Consider the following 19,347-nt stretch of genomic DNA (forward strand, 5'->3'; position numbering starts at 1 on the left):
GCGGGGCGCGGCCGGTCTCCGGGCCCTGCGCGGCCGGATCGTTGCGCGTGTCGATAATCGCCTTGGCCCCGTGAGGCCACCGCCCCAATGGGCGAATGGGCGACGGATGCGAGAGAGCGTCGGGCTTCTGACATGGCAGGGCCGCGCCCAGCCCATCGCCAGGCGCGGCGCCGGCCCGGCGTCAACCGGTCAGTTGACGCGCGCCGCGTCGGATCCCGGCGGGACGCCGAGCCCGGGCCGCTTGCGGCGCAGGGCGGCCCGGAGGACGGTCCGCCAGTAGCCCGGATGGGACAGGAACCCCGCCGCCCAGGACAGATGCATGGCCACCGCCGCCGGTCCGCTCAGGAGCAGGACGGGGTCCCGCGCCTTGAGGGCCAGGGCGAGGCCGCACAGGCCGCAGGCTCCGGCGTAGAGCAGCAGCGGGATCAGCAGGGCGGGCATCAGGGCCGCCAGGGGCAGGGCCGCGACGGCGTAGAGCAGAACCAGGGCCGGCAGCATCTGGCGGGCGCGCGGCAGGCTGGCGTGCTTCTCGAGGGTCCGCGCGCAGCCGCGACCGTACTGACGGTATTGCCGCGCGAGGCTGCCGAAGCGCGCGCGGGGAAAATACGTGATCGCGAGGTCGGCGGCGAGGTAGATCCGCCCGCCCGCCGCGCAGAGCCGCCGGTCGAGCTCGGCATCCTCGTTGTGGGTGAAGGTCTCGTCGTAGCCGCCCACCCGCAGGAACGCCCGCCGGTCGAAGGCCGCGTGGTGGCCGTGGGCGACGTAGCCCGAGATGCCGCCCTGACGGTGGGCCGAGCCGCCGTTGCCGAGGCGGCTGTTCTGCGCCGCCGCGATGGCCCGCTGCAGCGGCGTCACCCCGACGGTCCGGAGCGGCACGACCACCGAGACGGCTTCCCGCAGCTGCATCGTGCGGACGAGGTTCTGCACGAACCCCTCCGGATAGACGGCGTGGCAATCGGCGCGGACCAGGTAGGCGGAGGCGGGATGCGCCAGCCGTGCCGCGAGGTTGAGGGCCGCCGCCTGGATCCGGCGCTCGTTGTGGACGAGCCGGATCCGCGGATCCCCGGCGCTCAGGGCGGAGACGATCGCGCAGGTGCCATCGCGGCTGCCGCCGTCCAACACCAGCAATTCGCAGGCGACCGCATCCCGGTCGGGCAGAACGGACGCGATGGCCTCGGCGATGTGGCCGGCCTCGTCGAGGGCCGGCATGGCGATCGTCACGAGCGGAGCACCGGCGGCGCGCGCGGGGGTTCTCGTTGGTGATCTCATGGGGGCTCTCCCGACACCGGGCCCCGGTGGTCGGCGGATCCGGGCCGGCCGTTCCGGAGGGAAGCGGACGCCGACGGTCCCGCATCCGAGGGCTCATCTGCCGTGATTGGCCGCGATTACGGTCATTGATCACAACCACCACTTCGGTTGGCCGCACCGATACGACGAAAGGTGTAATTCTGACCGCCCCACCGCAATGATAGCCCGTTCCGGCGGGACAACCGGACGGCTCGACAGTCGATTCGAACCGGATCCCGCGAGCTCGATCACGGGCTCGAAGCGTCATGCGGGACCCCCTCGAATGATGAAATCTCTGGATGCGCTTGCCCTCGGCCCGTCGGAATGCGGGCTGACCGAACAGCGAGGCGATCCGTCGACGCTGCGGGTCACCGAGATTGCGCCCGACGACCGGATCATCGCCTTCGACGCCGTGGGGCTCTGGCGGTATCGCGGTCTCTTGCGCGTCCTGATCCTGCGGGACCTGAAGGTCCTCTATCGTCAGACCGCGCTCGGCGCCTGCTGGGCGATCGCACAGCCGCTCTTCACCGTCCTGATCTTCACCGTGATCTTCGGCCACTTCGCCAAGATCCCCACCGACGGCGCGCCCTACGCGCTGTTCGCGGGCAGCGCGGTCGTCCTGTGGACCTACTTCGCCGAAGCAGTCCGGCGCAGCGCCAACGGCCTCGTGGCGGAGGCCGAACTCATCCGCAAGATCTACTTCCCGCGGCTGGTCATCCCGCTCGCCACGGTGATCTCGCCGATGGTCGACTTCGCCATCGCGCTGGCCGTCATGCTGGCCCTGATGGTCTGGTACGGCGTGGTGCCGGACTGGCACCTCGTGCTGGCCGTCCCGACCCTGATCGTCACGGCGATGCTCGCCCTCGGGGTGAGTCTCTGGCTCGGCCCGATCAATGTCCGCTTCCGGGACGTCAAGCACACGCTGCCGTTCCTGATCCAGATCTGGATGTACGCCTCGCCGATCGTCTACGCGTCGAGCATCGTGCCCGCCTCGGTGCGCTGGCTCTACGCACTCAATCCCATGGTCGGCCTGATCGAGGCGTTCCGGTTCGCCGTCCTCGGCGGGACGCCGCCCGACGCCTTCGCGATCACGGTCTCGGTCACGGCAGCGTTCGTCCTGCTCGTCAGCGGACTGATCTTCTTCCAGCGCATGGAGCGCTCCTTCGCGGATGTAATCTGATGTCGATGGCAATCAGCGTACAAGATATCGGCAAGCAGTACTGGCGCGCGCCGCGGGCCGCGCACCAGAACTCCCTGCGCGACGCCCTCAGCGAGGGCGTCCGGGGCCTCTTGTCCCGCCGCTCCGAGGCGCGCCCGGCACGGGAATCCTTCTGGGCGCTCAGGGACGTCAGCTTCGGCATCAAGCACGGTGAGAATGTCGGCATCATCGGCCTGAACGGCGCCGGCAAGAGCACGCTCCTCAAGCTGCTCTCACGGATCGCCGCCCCCACCACCGGCCGCATCCGCCTCGAGGGTCGGGTCGGTGCCCTGCTCGAGGTCGGCACCGGCTTCCACAGAGAGCTGACCGGCCGGGAGAACATCTTCCTGTACGGCTCGATCCTGGGCATGGGCCGGCAGGAGATCGCCGACAAGTTCGACGCGATCGTCGCGTTCTCGGAGATCGGAGACTTCATCGACACGCCGGTCAAACGCTACTCGAGCGGCATGTATGTCCGGCTGGCCTTCTCGGTCGCGGCCCATCTCGAGCCCGACATCCTGCTCTTGGATGAAGTCCTGGCCGTCGGAGACTACGCCTTCCAGAGAAAATGCATGGACTTCGCCCATCGCCTGCAAGCGAGCGGCGCCACCATCCTGATCGTGTCGCACAACATGTTCAGCGTGAAGACGATGTGCAAGCGCGTGATCTACATCAAGAACGGGACGGTGGCCTATGACGGGCCCGTGGATGCGGGCCTCAAAATCTACGAGCAGGACAGCTACCTGTCCCATCCCTCGTGGTACAGACCCGAACAGTCGAGCCAGGACTTCCGGATCACCGGCGTCGAGATCTTCGACGCGGCCGGAGAGGGCAAGACGGTCTTCTCCCACGGCGAGCGGATGCGGATCCGCATGCGGTATGCGGCCGATCTGCCGATCCACGACGCGAACGTCTCCTGCTCCTTCACCCGCGCCGACGAGACCCATTGCTGCACGTTCAGCACGCTGCTCGACGCGGCACCGGTGCCGGTGATCGCCGGTACGGGGACGATCGAGCTGCTGACACCGCCGCTCCGGCTCACCGCGGACGATTACCGGGTGTCGATCTCCGTGCGCCGCAAGGGCTTCGACACGATCGCCGACGCCAAGATCGGCGCCCGGTTCCACGTTCAGCACCCGGATCTCGATCCGTACATCTTCGGCATCTTCCACGAAGAAGGTCACTGGACCTTCGGCAGGTAGACTTATCGGGAAGGCAAAGAACCATGAGCACGGTCGATGTCGTCGTCCCCTGCTACAATTACGGCCGCTACCTCCGCGCATGCGTCGACAGTATCCTGACGCAGCGCGATGTGGACGTCCGGATTCTCATCATCGACGACATGTCGAACGACTCATCCGAAGAGGTGGGACGGGCCCTGGCCCGGGAGGATGCCCGCGTCACCTATCGGCGCCACACGGTCAACCAGGGACACATCAAGACCTTCAACGAAGGAATCATCGACTGGGCCACGGCCGACTACACGCTGCTGCTTTCGGCCGACGACATGCTGACGCCCGGGGCGCTCGCCCGCGCGGCGCAGGCGCTGAACCGGCATCCCGAAGCGGGGCTCGTCTGCGGGATGGCGGTGTCCCAGGCCGGCGACGTGGAGCCGGTGGCCGTCGCCGACGCGTCGGACCCGGAATGCCGGCTCGTCCCGGGGCGCACGTTCATCAAGCGCTTCTGCGACTTCGGAAACCAGTTCGCATCCCCGGTCGTGATCGTCCGCACATCCGTCCAGCACCGTCTCGGCGGCTACAATCCGAAGATGCGGCACACCTCCGACATGGAGATGTGGATGCGCTTCGCGTGCCATGGGCCCGTGGTCATCCTGAATGCAAAGCAGGCCTATTACCGCTGGCATAATCAGAACATGAGTTCTCATTACTATGCACAGGCGATCAGCGATCGCCGTGAGCAGATGGAAACCTGCCGCGTCATCCTGCAGGAGCAGGGAGACAGGATCCCCGAGCTTCAGGGATGGGTGGCCGCGATGCAGCGGCGGATCGGACGCGAACTCCTGATCACGGCGAGCAACTCCTTCACCCTGCATCACGACGACGACTGGAAGGAGATCCTCGCAGCTGCAGCGGAGTTCGATCCGCACCTGCTCCTGCGGCGCGACTGGTGGAAGCTCGCCCTGAAGCGGGTGATCGGTCGTCCGGCGCTCCATACCTTCCGCAGGCAGCTGCACCGATCGAACGGAAGGTCGATCCGGGAGTGTCGTCTCGACTGGACGAACCATGGCGAGGTCACCGGCTGGTGGCCCGCCTGAACATCCTGTCGCGGACGGTGCCTTCTCGGCGCCGCATGTCAGCACAGGTGCAATCGAGCGGAGGACGACGTGCAGAGGCCCGTCATAAACGTCGCATTCGGCATCGATCAGTCGTACATCCCACAACTTCGTGTGGTCATGCGCTCGATCGAGACACGAAACGAACGCAACCCGCTGCGGTTTTTCGTCTTCCATGACGGCATCGACGCGGCCAGCCGAGCCCAGGTTTCGACCCGGCGCGCCACGATCGAGTGGATTCAGATCTGCGATCCGGTCCTGCTCGGGTTCGACGCCCATCGCCCGAGCATGAGTCGGGCGACGTATTTCCGGTTGATGATCCCGCGATTTATGCCGCCTGACGTCAGTCGTGCGATCTATCTCGATTCCGATCTCATCCTTCAAAGCGACATCGCCGAACTCTGGGACTTCGACCTCGGCGCCCATGCGCTCGGAGCCGTGGTCGATGCCGGCCTCAACCCGCGCGACTTCGCCGCGCGGTACGGCCTGCCGGCCCAGGGCCGATACTTCAACGCGGGCGTGCTCCTGCTGGATGTCCAGAAACTCAGAGCGGACCAGAGCTTCGATCACACGATCGCGCTCCTTGCAAGCAACGTCTACGATTACGACGATCAGGATGCGTTGAACATCAGCTTCTGGAACCGCTGGACCAGCATTCCACCGGACTGGAACTTCCAGCGCAATTTTCTCTACGAGAAGTTCGCAACGTGGACCGCTCTGACCCGGAGCGCCCCGCGGCCGAAGATCATCCACTTCACCGACGCGACCAAACCCTGGCGCCGCGACGAATGGCATCCTCTGGCGTGGCTTTACCTGAAGGAGCTGCGCGGTGCCGAGTTCGGCCTGAGCCTCCTGCGGAATGCGGGCATCGGCTTCAAGACCCGGCTCAAATGGCGTCTGCGCTGGCTGCTGTGGAATTTCAGATGCTTCTGCAGATGGAACCTCGGCCTCCAATAGCGAAGCCGGCCTTCTCCTGAGTTTCTCGGAAGCGTGCCGGCGCCGAACGCGCCGACGCGGCCCCGGTCGAACCCCGACACGCCACGGCGCCCGACATGAAGCTGACCTACTTTGCCGGCGATCCGCCGAATTTCGGGGATGAACTCAACCCGCTGGTCTGGAGCGCGATGCTTCCGGACGGCTTTCTGGATGATCGCGAGGAGGCGCTGTTCCTCGGGATCGGCTCGATCATCCAAGACATCTACCCGAGATCGGCAAGAAAATACGTTATCGGGTCCGGCTACGGCGGCTATTCGGCGATGCCGGACGTGCATGACGGATCCTGGGACGTCCTGTTCGTCCGTGGCCCCGGGACCGCGCGGCGCCTCGGCCTCCCGGCGGAGCGGGCGATCTGCGATCCAGCCGTCCTGCTGCGCCTGCTGCCGCTGCCGGAGGCCGCGTCGGGCATCACGGTCGCCTTCATGCCGCATTACGAAAGCCTGGAGCGTGGCTTCTGGCAGGTGGCCTGCCGGATGGCGGGCGTCACGCTGATCGATCCCCGGGACGATGTCGGGCGGATCCTGTCCCAGATCAGGGGCGCCAGGCTCCTCATCACCGAGGCGATGCACGGCGCCATCGTCGCCGATGCCCTCCGCACGCCCTGGATCGCCGCCAAGCCGCTCCATCACTCGCATCGCATGAAGTGGCGGGACTGGTCCGAGTCCCTCGAGATCGACCTGCGCCCGCATGCCTTGCTGCCGAGCAACATCCGCGAGATGTATCACGCCGTTTGGCCCAACGCCGAAGTCTGGCGCGCGGCGCGTTCGAGCACGATGCCGACTCTCAAGCCCGTCAATCAGATGCTGACCTGGATCGCCGCGAAGCGTCTGCAGCAGCTGTCGCATGCGGAGCCGCAGATGAGCCGCGACACCCGGCTGGATGCGGCCGTCGACGGAGTCGCCTCTGCCATAGATCGGTTCGTTCGGTCCCGCGGCGGTTCGGGCCTGCGCGCGACCGGGCGGGCATCGGCTTCGGCCCGTTCCGCGTCGATGCGGTCGATGCGCTTGACGGCGTGAGGGCGGCCGCGGGGGCGATCCCGCCGATCCCCGTGACGGCCCGGCTGGCGTCCGATCAGATCGGCCGATGCATCGAGGCCATCTGAACCAGCGCCCTTCGGCAATCCCGGCGCGCGACCAGATGATAGGTCGCGCGGACCGGGAAGACCCTCAGCGCTCCGACGATGGCCCTGAAGGCCCGGCGCTTCTGGCCGCGCGAGGCCGCGGCGATCATGATCGTGACGAAATACCAGTAAAAATGCTGCAGCGTGCCTTGATACGCCCTGAGGAACGCGAGGGGCGAGGGCCAGATACGCCATTCCGGCACACTATGCCTGAAGAAGACCAGCCGGTCGTAGGCAAGACGGTCGTACTGAATCGCGTCGTAGGTGCCGTGGGCGCGGCCGCGGAAGAGCATGCAGGGTGTCTCGACATAGCCCAGGGTCCGCCGGCGGGCGATACGGAGCTGCCAATCCAGGTCTTCTCCACCGATGAGCGTCTCGTCGAACAGACCCACCAAATCGCGGACGCGTCTGCGGACCACGAGCGTGCCCAGTTGAGGAAAGTAGCCGCTCAGCATGGTCCGAAGAAGCGCGTCGCCGACGCCCGGATGCCGTTCCGGCCAAGGGGCGGAGGGATTCTTCAGGTCCGGGTCCGTTCCGACGGCCTGCCCGAGAACGCCGTCCAAGGCGGGATCCGCATCGAGGACCGCAATCTGCGCACGCACATTCCCCGGAAGCCACGCGTCGTCATCGTCGAGGAAAGCGATGAAGTCGCCGGTCGCCAAACGCAGGCCCGCATTCCGTGCCGCGCTCGGCCCGCGGCGCTCCACCGCCACGTAGGTGGCCCCGAACGCCTCGGCGATCGCCCGGTTCTCGCACGCGCCCCCATTGTCCGCGACGAGGATTTCAAACGCGAGATCGCGATCTTCGAGGCGCCGGATGCTTGCGAGCGCACCGCGCAGAAGATGGGGCCGCCGGAATGTCGGCACGATGACCGAAACCAGCCTCGGACCGTCTTGCATCGGGGCGCCTCCCAGGCCGATGGATCTGCTGCGACATGACAGGGCAGTACGGCCTCGGACTGTCGGAACACCCCGAGACGCCGGAGATCAGACCCATTCTTCCCACGCATCGAAGGCGCCGCGCAGCAGGGCCTGGAAGATCAGATCATGGTCGAAGCAGGTGACGAAGGTCCGCCCCACGGTGCCCTCAGGTTTGGTCTCCTCCGCCTGCGCATAGAGGGTCCGGTAGCCGGCCTCGCGGGCCGCCTGTTGGGCGAAGGGCGTCCAGTTCATCGATTGACCGAGCGGGATCGCGAAGCTCGCCGGAGCGACGCCCAGGCGCCGCGCGATGATGGCCCGGGAGACGACGAGTTCCTCGACGGTCCGATCCGTGTCGAGGCGCCCGAAATCCGGGTGCGTCACCGAGTGGCTGCCGATCTCGACCCCGGCCGCGGCGAGCGCCTCGATGGCGCGCCAGTCCAGGATGCCGCGCGGCCCGGTCTCGGGCCGGTCCAGCCAACCCGCCACGATGAACAGGGTCCACGGGATCCCGTAATCACGCAGGATCGGGGCCGCCGCGCTCAGCACGCTGTGCCAGCCATCGTCGAAGGTGATGGCGAGGTCGCGGGCGCCGCCGCGTCCCTCGGCGATGGCGGCCGCCGGCACGAAGCGGTAGCCCAGACGGAGCGCCCGCTCGATCTGATGCCGGAAGCGCCCGGGGGCGACGTCGTTGACGCCGCATTCCGGCTGGCCCACCGAGTGGTAGCAGAGGATGCGCCCGCCCGGCAGGGCCCGACGCCGTCGGGCGAGGGCGAGCGTCGTGCGCTCGCAGGCCATCCGGGCGGCGGCGACGCGCGGGCGGGTCAGGCCGACCGTCCGGGCGAGGCTCTTGACCGGTGCGGGGATCATCGCAGGGCGGCGCGCAGGCCGTCGACGACCTGATCCTGCGCCGCCTCCGTCATCGCCGCGTAGAGCGGCAGCAGGATCGCGTGGTCGCGGGCCCGCTCGGATTCCGGCAGCGCGAATCGCCGCGGCGCCTCGGCGTAGGGCGGCTCCAGATGCGCGCACATGATGCCCCGGCGGGTGGCGATGCCCCGGTCGAGCATCGCCTGCATGACCGCCTGCTGGTCCGCATCGTCCGGGAGGCGGACGCAGTAGCTCTGCCAGTTGCTGCGCAGCCCCATCGGCTCGGGCGGCGGCGTCACCCCGGGGAGGTCGGCCAGCCGCACGCGGTAGCCGTCGGCGAGGTCGCGGCGCCGGGCGATCAGGTCGGGCAGCCGCTTCAGCTGCTCCCGGCCGATGGCCGCCTGCACGTCGGTCATCCGGTAGTTGAAGCCCGCGATGGCGTATTCCTCGACCACCACCCGGGCGCTGCCGTGGCGGGCGATGTCGGAGACGCTCATCCCGTGCTGGCGCAGCAGCCGGAAGGTCCGGTCCCACGCGGCGTTGGCGGTGGTGATCATGCCGCCGTCGCCGGTGGTCAGCACCTTGCGCGGGTGGAACGAGAAGCAGGCGATGTCCCCCGCCGGGCTGCCGATCGGCCGCCAGACGTCGCCCTGGAGCCGCTCGGAGCCGATGGCGCAGGCCGCGTCCTCGATCACCGGGATGCCGGACCGGCGCCCGATCGCCACGATCGCCTCCAGGTCGCAGGGCATGCCCATCTGGTGGACGCAGACGATGGCCTTCGTCTTCCCGGTGATCGCCGCCGCGGCGGCGTCCGGGGCCATGTTGTAGGTCGCCGGGTCGATGTCGACGAAGATCGGCGTCGCCCCGCACTGGGCGATGGCGTTGGCGGTGGCGATGAAGCTGTGGCTCACCGTCACCACCTCGTCGCCGGGGCCGACCCCGACGGCGAGCAGGGCGAGATGCAGCGCGGTCGTGCAGTTCGAGACCGCGCAGGCGTGGGGCGCGCCGACGATCGCGGCGAACTCCGTCTCGAAGGCCGCGACCTGCGGCCCCTGGGTCAGCCATCCGGAGCGGACGACGGCGGCGGCGGCCTCGGCCTCGGGGTCGCCGACTTCGGGCTTGGCGATCGGGATCATGCCAGCGCCCGCCGCAGGTGTTCCGAGCGGGACTCGTCCTGCCACCAGGCGACGAGGTCGGCGAGGCCCTCGGCCGCCCCGATCTTCGCCTCGAAGCCGATCAGCGCCTTGGCGAGGCTCGTGTCGCAGAGGCGCCGGGGCACCGGGTTCACGGCCCGCTCGGCCTCGTGGATCAGCGGCGTGCCGTCCCGGCCCATGATCCGGGTGAGGTGGCCGGCGAGGTCGACCAGCGAGGTCTCGACGCCGGTGCCGACGTTGAGCACCACGTCGGTGGCCGGCGAGATCGCCGACAGGATGTTGGCCCGGGCGATGTCGCGGACATGGACGAGGTCCATGGTCTGCAGGCCGTCGCCGAAGACGATCGGCGACTGGCCCTCGGCCAGGCGCTGCATCCAGCGGACCATGACCTCGGTGTAGCGGCCGGTCAGGTCCATCCGCGGGCCGTAGGCGTTGAAGTACCGGAGCGCGACGTAGTCCAGCCCGTACATGTCGTTGAACGAGCGCAGCAGACCTTCGCCGAAGGACTTGGCGGCGCCGTACAGGGTCCGGTTGTCGTAGGGGTGGTGCTTCTCGGTCGTCGGGAAGACCTCCGCCATCCCGTAGACCGAGGCCGAGGAGGCCATCACCACCTTGGCGACGCCGGCCTCGACGCAGCTCTCAAGCAGGTTGAAGGTCGCGGCGGCCATCACCTCGAAGGCGTGGCGCGGCTCCGCGGCGCATTGCGTGATCCGCAGGGCCGCCTGGTGGAACACCACGTCGGTGCCCTTGACCAGCGTATCCATCAGGGCGCGGTCGCGGATGTCGCCCTGGACGAGGCGGACGCGGCCGGAGCCGAGGGCGTCCCCGAGATTCTCGGGGCGGCCGCGGATCATGTTGTCGATGGCCACGATCTCCTCGCAGCCGGCCTCGACCAGCAGGTCGATGATGTGCGAGCCGATGAAGCCCGATCCGCCGGTGACCAGGATCCGGGTCCCGCGCAGGTCGCCGCTGAAGCGGCTTCCCTTGGTGACCTCACGCAGCTTGGGCATCGGCGACCTCGCAGTAGCTCGCGACGGCCCGGCAGACGGTGTCGATCTGCGCGGACGTCATCTCGGGGAACATCGGGAGGGACAGGGTCCGGGCGGCCAGCCGCTCGGTGACCGGCAGGCGGCCGGCGCCGTCGTCGAGGTGGCTGTAGGCGGGCTGCCGGTGGACCGGGACGGGATAGTGGATGCCGGTGGCGATGCCGGCCGCGTTGAGGTACTGGCGCAGCCCCTCGCGGTCCGCCGTCGACACGGCGTAGACGTGGAACACGTGGTCGAGCCCGGCGGGCGCCGGCAGCTCCAGGCCGAGGCCCGCGAGCCGGGCGCCGTACTCCGCCGCCACCGCCTGGCGGGCGCGGGTCCAGCCCTCCAGGTGCGGGAGCTTGACCCCCAGCACCGCGCCCTGGACGCCGTCCATGCGCAGGTTGAAGCCGTGGCGGACGTGGTTGTACTTGCCCTGCTGGCCCCAGTCGCGCAGGCAGCGGGCCGCCGCGGCGAGGTCGTCGCGGTCCGTGACGATGGCGCCGCCCTCGCCGTAGGCCCCGAGATTCTTGCCGGGATAGAAGCTGAAGCAGCCGATATCCCCGATCGTGCCGGCCTTGCGGCCGCCGCGCTCGGCGAGATGCGCCTGGGCGGCGTCCTCGACGAGGGCGAGCCCGTGGCGCCGGGCGATGGCGCCGAGCGCGTCGAGATCGGCCATCCGGCCGTGGAGGTGCACCGGCAGGATCGCCTTGGTGCGGGGCGTGATCGCCGCCTCGACCAGGGCTGGGTCCATGGTCCAGGTGACCGGGTCGATGTCGACGAGGACCGGGGTGGCCCCGGCATACAGGACCGCCGCGACCGTCGCCACGAAGGTCGACGAGACCGTGATCACCTCGTCGCCCGGGCCGATGTCGAGGGCGAGGAGGGCGAGGTGCAGGGCCGCGGTGCCGCTGCTGACGGCGACCGCGTGGCGGGCGCCGCAGGCCTCGGCGAAGGCCGTCTCGAAGGCGCTGACCGCCGGGCCGAGGACGAAGTCGCCGCTGCGCAGGACGTTGAGGATTGCGGTCTCGACGTCGCCGCCGATCGCCGCGTACTGCGCCTTGAGGTCGAGGAAGGGGATCACGAGGCCCTCGCAAGTGGCATGAGGTCGATGGGGGCGCCGTTCTGGCGCAGGGAGCGCATGGCGGCTTCGAGCATCTCGACGACGCGCAGGCCGCTGTGGCCGTCGGTCATGGGCGCGGTGCCGTTCTCGATGGAATCGGCGAAGTGCTCGATCTCGACGATCAGCGCCTCGCGGAAGGACAGGTGCGGCGACCACATGTCGCCGGTCCGGTAGGAAACCATCAGCTCGGTGATGTCGTCCGAGCCGCCGCCGACCGTGACGCCGCGGTCGTAGACCTTGACCTTCTCGATCGGGTCGAGGTCATTGTAGACGATCATCTTCTTGCTGCCGCCGATCAGCGTCTGCCGCACCTTCACGGGCGCGAGCCAGTTGACGTTGATCTGCGCGACCACCCCGCGCGGGTAGAAGACGGTCAGGTGGGCCATGTTCTCGGGACGGCCGCTGAAATGGCCGGTGCCGCTCGCCGAGATCGCCACCGGGGCGAGGTCCAGGATGTGGTCGAGGATCGCGAGGTCGTGGACCGCCAGGTCCCAGATCACGTTCACGTCGCGCTGGAACAGGCCGAGGTTCACCCGGGTCGAGTCGTAGTAGAACACGTCACCGATGGCGTCGGTCGTGACGAGCTCGTGGATCTTCTCGACCGCGCCCGTGTAGACGAAGGTGTGATCGACCATCAGCCTCAGGTTGCGCTTGGCCGCCTCCTCGATCAGCAGCCGGGCCTCGAAGGCCGAGGGCGTGATCGGCTTCTCGATGAAGACGTGCTTGCCGGCCCGCAGCGCGTTGATGGCGATCTCGAAATGCGAGCTCACCGGCGTCGCCACCATGACGGCGTCGATCGCGGGATCGGCCACGAGGTCGCGCCAGTCCTGATGGAGCTGGACGGCGGGGTAGCGCTTGCCGGCCCGGGCGAGCGCGGCGGGCGACTGGTCGGCGATGGCCACCAGCTGGCAGCGCTCGCTCTCCGACGTGCACCGGGCGAGGTTCGGCCCCCAGTAGCCGTATCCGACGATACCGATCGAGATCATGAGTGCATTCCCCTCAAGCAATCTGCAGAGGCTCGGCCGGCTCGGGCCGCGGCGACTGGACGGAACGGGCGCGCGCGGCGCTTTCGGCGCGCTTGGTGCGCGTGTCCCCGACGACCCGCGCGGGGCATCCGGCGACGATGGCGAAGGCCGGGACGTCCCGGGTGACGACGGCACCGGCGCCGACCAGGGCGCCCTCGCCAATGGTGATCCCCGCCACGATGGTGGCGTTGGAGCCGATGGAGGCGCGGGCCTCGACCACGGTCTCGACGAGCTCCCACTCGCCGTCCCGCTTCAGGCTCCCGTCCGCGTTGGTGGCTTCCGGATAGAGCTCGTTGGTGAAGACCACGCCGTGGCCGATGAACACTTCGGCCCCGATCGAGACGCCCGCGCAGATGAAGCTGTGCGAGGAGATCTTGCAGCGCGGGCCGATATGGCTGCCGCGCTGGATCTCCACGAACGGGCCGATGCGCGAGCCGTCTTCGATTCGACATCCATAAATATTGACCAGATCTGGGTACAATATGCCCACATCAGAACCAATATTGACATCATTAATCGGCATACCGGTCGCTCCACCCGCCGAATTTCCGTGCGGTAAAGCTGCACAGAGCTGCAGGTGGCCGGGAACCCAGGCTTTCGATGGCGTTCGTCCGTCGAAAGGCGAATAGCGTCTGCCCGATGCTGCCGGCCGTCGCGATCCGGCGGCGCTCCGGTCGCCGCGCCTACGCCGAAAGGCGGGGATCCTGCCCCGACGGGACGGCGCCGGCCCACCTTTTGGAGGAGTCCCGGCGGACTTTGCCGTTACGCATCATGCCGCCTCAGCCACCCATAAGCCCGTGAGGCCGACGCGCGGTTCGCCGCTCGATGGCCACGCCCGGACATGGCAGCGCATTCGAGGGGACGACGCGTGTCGAGGATTCTGGCGAAGACTGAGCCTATGCCTGCCGGATATCGGTCCGCCGTCACCCGGCGCGCCTCCCGAGCCGGCATCATGGCCTGCCTGCTCGCCCTGTTCACGGTCCCCGCGGCGGCGGAGTACCGGATCGCCCCCGGGGACACGATCGAGGTGTCGGCCCTGAGCCTCCCGAACTTCAAGCAGGAATCCACGGTCTCGACCGATGGCGCCCTCATGGTCCCGCTGCTCGGGGACGTGCCGGCCGCCGGCCTGACCCTCGCGGAGCTGCGCCGGAACCTGCAGAAGACCCTGGCCGCCAAGGCGGTGCGGCAGCGCGGGCCGGACGGCAGGGAAACGATCGCCGTGATCGAGCCGGACGAGATCGGCGTGCGGGTCGCGAAGTACCAGCCGATCTACCTGAGCGGCGACGTGACCAAGCAGGGCGAGCACCCGTTCCATCCGGGCATGACCGTCCGGCAGGCGGTCGCCCTCGCGGGCGGCTACAATCTCCTGCGGTTCCGGATGGAGAACCCGATCATCGAATCCGCGAACCTGCGCGCCGACTACGACGCGACCTGGGCGAGCATCGCGCGGGAGAATGCGACGATCTGGCGCCTGAAGGCGATCATCGCCGCGCCGCGGGACAGGAGCGCCCCGGCCGCGGACCCGCAGGCCGCCTCGGGCGGCCGCCCGACACCGGCGCAGAAGCTCGCCGAGCAGCAGCTCCGGATCCAGCTGACCGACATCGCGAAGGAGAAGGAGCATCTGCAGCGCTCCCTCGCCCGGGCCCAGACGCAGTACGCCAATCTCAGCGAGCAGCAGGTCAAGGAGAAGGAGGGCGTCAACGCCGATGCCGAGGAGTACGACACGGTGCGTGCCCTGTTCCAGCGCGGCGCGGTGGTCACCACGCGGCTGACCGACGCCCGGCGGGCGGTGCTGCTCTCCTCGACCCGCGCCCTGCAGACGACGGTCCAGCTCACCCAGCTCGACCGTGACAAGAGCGACGTCGCCCGCAAGCTCGAGCGGGTCGAGGACCTGCAGGCCATGGACGCCCTGGAGAAGCTCCAGGCCGCGGAGAGCAACCTGTCGGCACTTCGCTCGAAGCTGAACAGCATCAACGACAAGCTCGTCTACACCGGCGCCCTGCGGGCCCAGCTCCTATCCGGAAGCCGGGCGCAGGCCGCGATCTCGGTCTTCCGCCAGGGCAGCACGTCCCGGACCCAGCTCGACGCCGCCGAGGACATGGAGCTTCAGCCGGGCGACGTCCTGGAGGTCGCGCTCAAGCCGGATCCCACCCTGCGGGGCATCGGTGACGGAGCCGGCCAGAACTGACGCCCCCCGGTTCGGCACCCCATGGGCCGAGCCGACACCCCCTTTGACAGAGAGCGCTCCGAGGCGGTGTCCGCCGCGGTGAGGAGAGAGCCATGAACCGACACTCGACCAGCGCGTCCTTCCTGCCGATCGGTGCGGCCCGCGCCGGTGGGACGGGCCCCTGGCGCAGCCTGCCGTTCTCGTCCGAGACGGAGGCGCAGGTCTCCATCCTGACGATTGCCCGGCAGAACTGGCGGTCGATCCTGGTCTTCGCCACCATCGGCCTGGTCTGCGCCGGATTCTACGTCGCGACCGCGCCCGCGATCTTCACGGCCCGGACGCGCATCTACATCGAGAGCCGCACCAGCCCGGTGACGGCCCGCGACACGCCCAATGCCGGGGCCCCGCTCGAGATCGCCGAGGTGGAGAGCCAGGTCGAGTACATACGCTCGGAGAAGATCGCGCTGGCCGCCGTGCGCCGGCTCGGCCTCCCCCCCCTGCAGGACCTCGCGGTGCCCTCGCACCCGCTGGTGGCGAAGATCCGTGAGGTCGTGAAGGCCCTCAAGGCGCTCCCCCATCGATTGATCGGCACCGAACCGCCGGTCCGGGAGACTGCCCCCGTGAGCCCGGAACTGAGCCAGGCACGGACCCTCCGGGAGAACGTGGAGGCCAACCGCATCGGCGCGGCCTACGTCATCGAGGTCGGGTACAGCGCCGACAACCCGACCACCGCCGCCGCCGTCGCGAACGCGGTGGCCGAGGCCTATGTCAGCACCGAGCTGGAAAACCGGGCCCAGATCTGGAAGGTCGCCGGCGAGTGGATGCTGCCGCGGCTGAAGGAACTCCAGCAGCGCGCCAGCCAGGCCTCGCGCGAGGCCCAGACCTACAAGGCCGAGCACACCATCATCGACCTGGGCAAGCGCGGCCTCGTGGGCGAGCAGCAGGTGGAAGAGCTCAACACCGCCGTGGCCGCGGCCCGCGCCAAGACCATGGATGCCCGGGCGGTGCGCGACCAGATCCGCGGGCTCCTCGATTCGGACATCGCCGATCCCGGGATCACCGAGGCCTTCAAGGATAGCGTGATCATCCAGCTGCGCCGGCAATATGTCGACCTCGTGCAGCGCGCCGACGACCTGAAGCGCCGGCTCGGCCCCGACCACGAGGCGGTCCAGGCGATCCAGCGGGACATTCAGGCGGCCAAGCAGTCGCTGCGCACCGAACTCGAGCGCCTCGCCATGTCCCTGGACCACGATTACGAGGTCGCCAAGGCACGTGAGGACAGCATGACGGCGGCCTTCGACGCCCTGATCTCGAAGACGCTGATCATGAGCAATGCCCGGGTCAAGGCGAAAGAACTCGACCGCACCGCCGAGACCTACGACCAGATCTACACGAACCTGCTCCAGCGCTACATCGACGCCGTCAACCAGCAATCCTATCCGCAGCCCTCTGCCCACGTGATCACGCCGGCGACCGTGCCGGAGGCTCCGAGCGCGCCCCGCGGCAGCCTGATCCTGCTCCTCGGCCTCTTCGTCGGCACCGGGTTCGGGGTGAGCGGCGCCTTCGCGCGGCACTGGTTCGACCGGACGATCCGCTCGCCCCGGCAGCTCACCGGCCACGGCCTGACCTGCCTCGCCGCTCTCCCCGAGCTGCGGCGCGAGCCGGGCTTCCGGGCCGCCCTGGCGCTGGCTCAGGCCCATGCCAGCGAGGCGCAGCGCCCGGCCAATGTCGAAGCGTTCAAGGCGAGCGCGGTGCGGTTCATGCCCCAATCGGTCTTCGTCGAGCGCCTGCACAGCCTGAAGGCCCATGTGCTGGGCAGCGATCGCCGCGGTGCGGTCTTCGCGATCGGCGTCACCTCGGTGGGGTCCGGCGCGGGCAAGACCCTGTTCGCGAGCAATTTCGGCCAGCTCCTCGCCCGCGTCCGGTCGAGCGCCGGGCGGGTGCTGGTGATCGACGCGGACGTCAGGCGTGCGACGCTCTCGCAGATCAACCGGGCCACGGACCAGCGCGGCCTGCTCGATGTGCTCGCCGGCCGCTGCTGCGCCACGGAGGCGGTCCGGCCCCAGCCCGGGGAAGTCCGCCTGCTCGCCTGCGGGAACCGCCACCCGAACGACCCCCATTTCAGCGACCTGATGACCCCGGAGGGCGTCGCGTCGGTCGTCGGGGACGAACGCACCACCCTCGACCGCGTCGTCGTCGATCTGCCGCCGGTGGACGAATTGCCCACTCTCCAGCCGCTCCTCGACAGCCTCGACGGTCTGATCATCGTGGTGGAGGCGGGGCGGACGAGCATCGACGAGGTCGCCGCCGCCGTCCACGATCTCGAGTCGAGCGGCAGCACCGTCCTGGGCATCGTGCTCAACAAGACGAGCGACGGGACGGCGGTCCGGCGCGGCGGCCTCAGGAGCGCGCTCCGGCGCTGGGCCACGGCCCCGCGGCGGCCCCACGACGCAACCCAGGCGGCTCTGTGATCGGCCCGCTCAGCCGGGGCATCGGCCGGACCTCGGCCTTCGGGCCGGGCGCGGCCACCGCGCCCCCGGCGGTCGCGAACCCGAAGACCGTGCCCGGCCGTCGGGTCGCCTTCTTCGGCCACGATCTGGCCGAGCCGACGGTCCGAAAGCGGGTCGATGCCATCCGGGAAGCCGGCTGGTCCGTAATCGTCTACGCCTTCGAGCGGGCCCGACCCGGCGGCGCAGCCACGCCCCGGGAGGCGGACGACGCCGTCCCGCTCGGCCGGACCGTCGACCGGAACTACGCAAGCCGGCTGCCGCGCCTCGCCCTCGGCATCCTCCGCGCCCTGCGCCGCGGGCCCGACCTGCGCGCGGCGGACGTGATCTACGTGCGCAACCTCGACATGGCCCTCGTGGCCTGGACCTCTTCACGCCTCGCCGGAAGCCGCGCGCGCCTCGTCTATGAGGTGCTCGATATCCAGCGGCTGATGGTCCGGCCGGACGCCCCGGGGCGGATCGCCCGCACGGTCGAGCGCTGGCTCCTCCGCCGCAGCGCCCTCCTCGTCGTGAGCGCACCGGACTTCATCGACCGGTACTTCCGGCCCGTCCAAGGCTTCACCGGCGCGTGGCATCTGCTGGAGAACAAGGTCATGGGCCATCGCCTCGGCGAGGTGGCGGACCGGCTCGATCGCACCCGCGCGGCTGAGCCGCCCTGGGTGATCGGCTGGTTCGGGACGCTGCGCTGCCGCAGGAGCCTGACGCTTCTCGCCGCCATTGCCGACGCCCTCGGCGACTCGGTGCGGATCGTCCTGGCCGGGCGTCTCTCCGAGGAGGACATAGCCCCGCGCGTGCTGGCCGAAACCCTGGACGGCCGTGCGAACATGGCGTTCCGCGGTCCTTACGCCAATCCCCGCGATCTCCCCGAGATCTACAGCGGCGTCCACTTCAGCTGGGCCGTCGATTACCTCGACGATGGACTGAATTCGGACTGGCTGCTGCCGAACCGGCTCTACGAGGGCGGCCTGTGCGGGGCGCTGACGCTCGCGCGCGCCTCGACCGCCACCGGGCGCTACGCGGTCGCCGAAGGGCTCGGCTGGGCCTTCCCCGAGCCGCTCGCGGATTCCGTGACGGCGTTCCTGCGGACGCTGACGCCCGCCGTCTACGCGCAGCGACACGCCCGCCTGCTCGCCTGCGACCTCGCCACGTTCGTCGATGTCGGCGGCATGCGCGATCTCCTGGTCCGGGTGGACTGAACAGGCCTCTTCAGAGCAGTCCGGGCATCGCAATTCCGGCGCGCAGGCGCGGGCTGATTCGCCCGCCGCGCCGGGCGGCACGCCCAGCCGCGCCGCGGATCCGGATGCCCTGCCATTCGGTACCGCAGCGTACCCATGAAATCAGTACTCGACTCAAAACAGCCCCAACAAACACCCACATATGTTGCATTTTAGCCTCATCATTTGACACCGGATCGCATTGGGGCGAATACTTGCAATCGAATACCTGAAGCGCATTCGGATCATCGAAATCGGTTCGAAAGCCAAGCCAAACGCCTTAGCAATAAGCGGAGGCAAGCAAATCAAAGTTTGATCATTCAGAAAATCGATGAACGATGGACTACATTCGCAAAGATCTTGAGACCGATCGCCGCCCGACGACAAACGACCTTGCGAATGCACATCTCGATCAGTTCAAGAACCGGCTATCAAACAAATCACCCTGTACGTA

At 68.9% G+C, this 19,347-nt stretch carries 16 protein-coding genes; 8 read left to right on the top strand and 8 right to left on the bottom strand.

Annotated elements, in window-relative coordinates:
* Positions 1–189: 189 nt before the first annotated feature.
* Complete coding sequence (locus P9K36_RS26370; RefSeq protein WP_043759813.1) at positions 190–1,269, bottom strand: glycosyltransferase family 2 protein; 1,080 nt, start codon at positions 1,267–1,269, stop codon at positions 190–192.
* A gap of 301 nt (positions 1,270–1,570) precedes the next feature.
* On the opposite strand from P9K36_RS26370, the gene P9K36_RS26375 reads away from it, so the two are divergent.
* The 5 genes from P9K36_RS26375 (at position 1,571) to P9K36_RS26395 (ending at position 6,790) form a co-directional block, all read left to right on the top strand.
* Positions 1,571–2,467 carry an ABC transporter permease gene (locus P9K36_RS26375; RefSeq protein ID WP_043759815.1) on the top strand — a complete coding sequence of 299 codons (897 nt, stop codon included), beginning with the start codon at positions 1,571–1,573 and terminating at the stop codon, positions 2,465–2,467.
* On the top strand, positions 2,467–3,687 hold the full coding sequence (locus P9K36_RS26380) for an ABC transporter ATP-binding protein (protein WP_043355139.1): 1,221 nt from the start codon (positions 2,467–2,469) through the stop codon (positions 3,685–3,687). The genes P9K36_RS26375 and P9K36_RS26380 overlap by 1 nt, the downstream gene beginning before the upstream one ends.
* 23 nt (positions 3,688–3,710) lie before the next feature.
* A complete protein-coding gene (locus P9K36_RS26385; RefSeq protein ID WP_053609331.1) occupies positions 3,711–4,760 on the top strand; it encodes a glycosyltransferase family A protein in 1,050 nt (349 codons plus the stop codon).
* A 69-nt stretch (positions 4,761–4,829) separates the two neighbouring features.
* A complete protein-coding gene (locus P9K36_RS26390) occupies positions 4,830–5,735 on the top strand; it encodes a glycosyltransferase family 8 protein (protein ID WP_100794033.1) in 906 nt (301 codons plus the stop codon).
* A gap of 95 nt (positions 5,736–5,830) precedes the next feature.
* Positions 5,831–6,790: a polysaccharide pyruvyl transferase family protein gene (locus P9K36_RS26395; protein ID WP_210165931.1), complete on the top strand. Its 960-nt coding sequence runs from the start codon at positions 5,831–5,833 to the stop codon at positions 6,788–6,790.
* Positions 6,791–6,845: 55 nt separating this feature from the next.
* Here the strand turns inward: P9K36_RS26395 and P9K36_RS26400 are convergent, their stop codons facing one another.
* The 7 genes from P9K36_RS26400 to P9K36_RS26430 all read right to left on the bottom strand — a co-directional run bounded on the left by P9K36_RS26400 (position 6,846) and on the right by P9K36_RS26430 (position 13,528).
* Positions 6,846–7,793 (bottom strand): glycosyltransferase family 2 protein, encoded by a 948-nt coding sequence (locus P9K36_RS26400; protein ID WP_043379183.1) that lies wholly within the window; start codon positions 7,791–7,793, stop codon positions 6,846–6,848.
* Between the two features lie 87 nt (positions 7,794–7,880).
* Complete coding sequence (locus P9K36_RS26405) at positions 7,881–8,681, bottom strand: polysaccharide deacetylase family protein (RefSeq protein ID WP_043759821.1); 801 nt, start codon at positions 8,679–8,681, stop codon at positions 7,881–7,883.
* Positions 8,678–9,814 (bottom strand): DegT/DnrJ/EryC1/StrS family aminotransferase, encoded by a 1,137-nt coding sequence (locus tag P9K36_RS26410; protein WP_182591421.1) that lies wholly within the window; start codon positions 9,812–9,814, stop codon positions 8,678–8,680. Before P9K36_RS26410 ends, P9K36_RS26405 begins: the two co-directional genes overlap by 4 nt.
* Positions 9,811–10,842, bottom strand: coding sequence for an NAD-dependent epimerase/dehydratase family protein (locus P9K36_RS26415; protein WP_043759825.1), 1,032 nt, complete (start codon positions 10,840–10,842; stop codon positions 9,811–9,813). Before P9K36_RS26415 ends, P9K36_RS26410 begins: the two co-directional genes overlap by 4 nt.
* Positions 10,826–11,941: a DegT/DnrJ/EryC1/StrS family aminotransferase gene (locus P9K36_RS26420; protein ID WP_043379175.1), complete on the bottom strand. Its 1,116-nt coding sequence runs from the start codon at positions 11,939–11,941 to the stop codon at positions 10,826–10,828. The genes P9K36_RS26415 and P9K36_RS26420 overlap by 17 nt, the downstream gene beginning before the upstream one ends.
* On the bottom strand, positions 11,938–12,966 hold the full coding sequence (locus P9K36_RS26425) for a Gfo/Idh/MocA family oxidoreductase (protein ID WP_043379174.1): 1,029 nt from the start codon (positions 12,964–12,966) through the stop codon (positions 11,938–11,940). The genes P9K36_RS26420 and P9K36_RS26425 overlap by 4 nt, the downstream gene beginning before the upstream one ends.
* A 13-nt stretch (positions 12,967–12,979) precedes the next feature.
* Positions 12,980–13,528, bottom strand: a complete 549-nt coding sequence (locus P9K36_RS26430) for an acyltransferase (protein ID WP_043355152.1) — start codon at positions 13,526–13,528, stop codon at positions 12,980–12,982.
* Between the two features lie 375 nt (positions 13,529–13,903).
* On the opposite strand from P9K36_RS26430, the gene P9K36_RS26435 reads away from it, so the two are divergent.
* From P9K36_RS26435 to P9K36_RS26445, 3 genes are all read left to right on the top strand, one after another.
* Positions 13,904–15,193 (top strand): polysaccharide biosynthesis/export family protein, encoded by a 1,290-nt coding sequence (locus P9K36_RS26435; RefSeq protein ID WP_043379172.1) that lies wholly within the window; start codon positions 13,904–13,906, stop codon positions 15,191–15,193.
* Between the two features lie 92 nt (positions 15,194–15,285).
* The gene (locus P9K36_RS26440) at positions 15,286–17,643 is read left to right on the top strand and encodes a polysaccharide biosynthesis tyrosine autokinase (protein WP_043759829.1); all 2,358 of its coding nucleotides are present in this window, start codon (positions 15,286–15,288) and stop codon (positions 17,641–17,643) included.
* Positions 17,640–18,875 (top strand): glucosyl transferase, encoded by a 1,236-nt coding sequence (locus tag P9K36_RS26445; RefSeq protein ID WP_043759831.1) that lies wholly within the window; start codon positions 17,640–17,642, stop codon positions 18,873–18,875. Before P9K36_RS26440 ends, P9K36_RS26445 begins: the two co-directional genes overlap by 4 nt.
* The last annotated feature ends 472 nt before the right edge of the window (positions 18,876–19,347 follow it).

The organism is Methylobacterium sp. 391_Methyba4 (genome assembly GCF_029691625.1).
GTDB lineage: Bacteria > Pseudomonadota > Alphaproteobacteria > Rhizobiales > Beijerinckiaceae > Methylobacterium > Methylobacterium fujisawaense.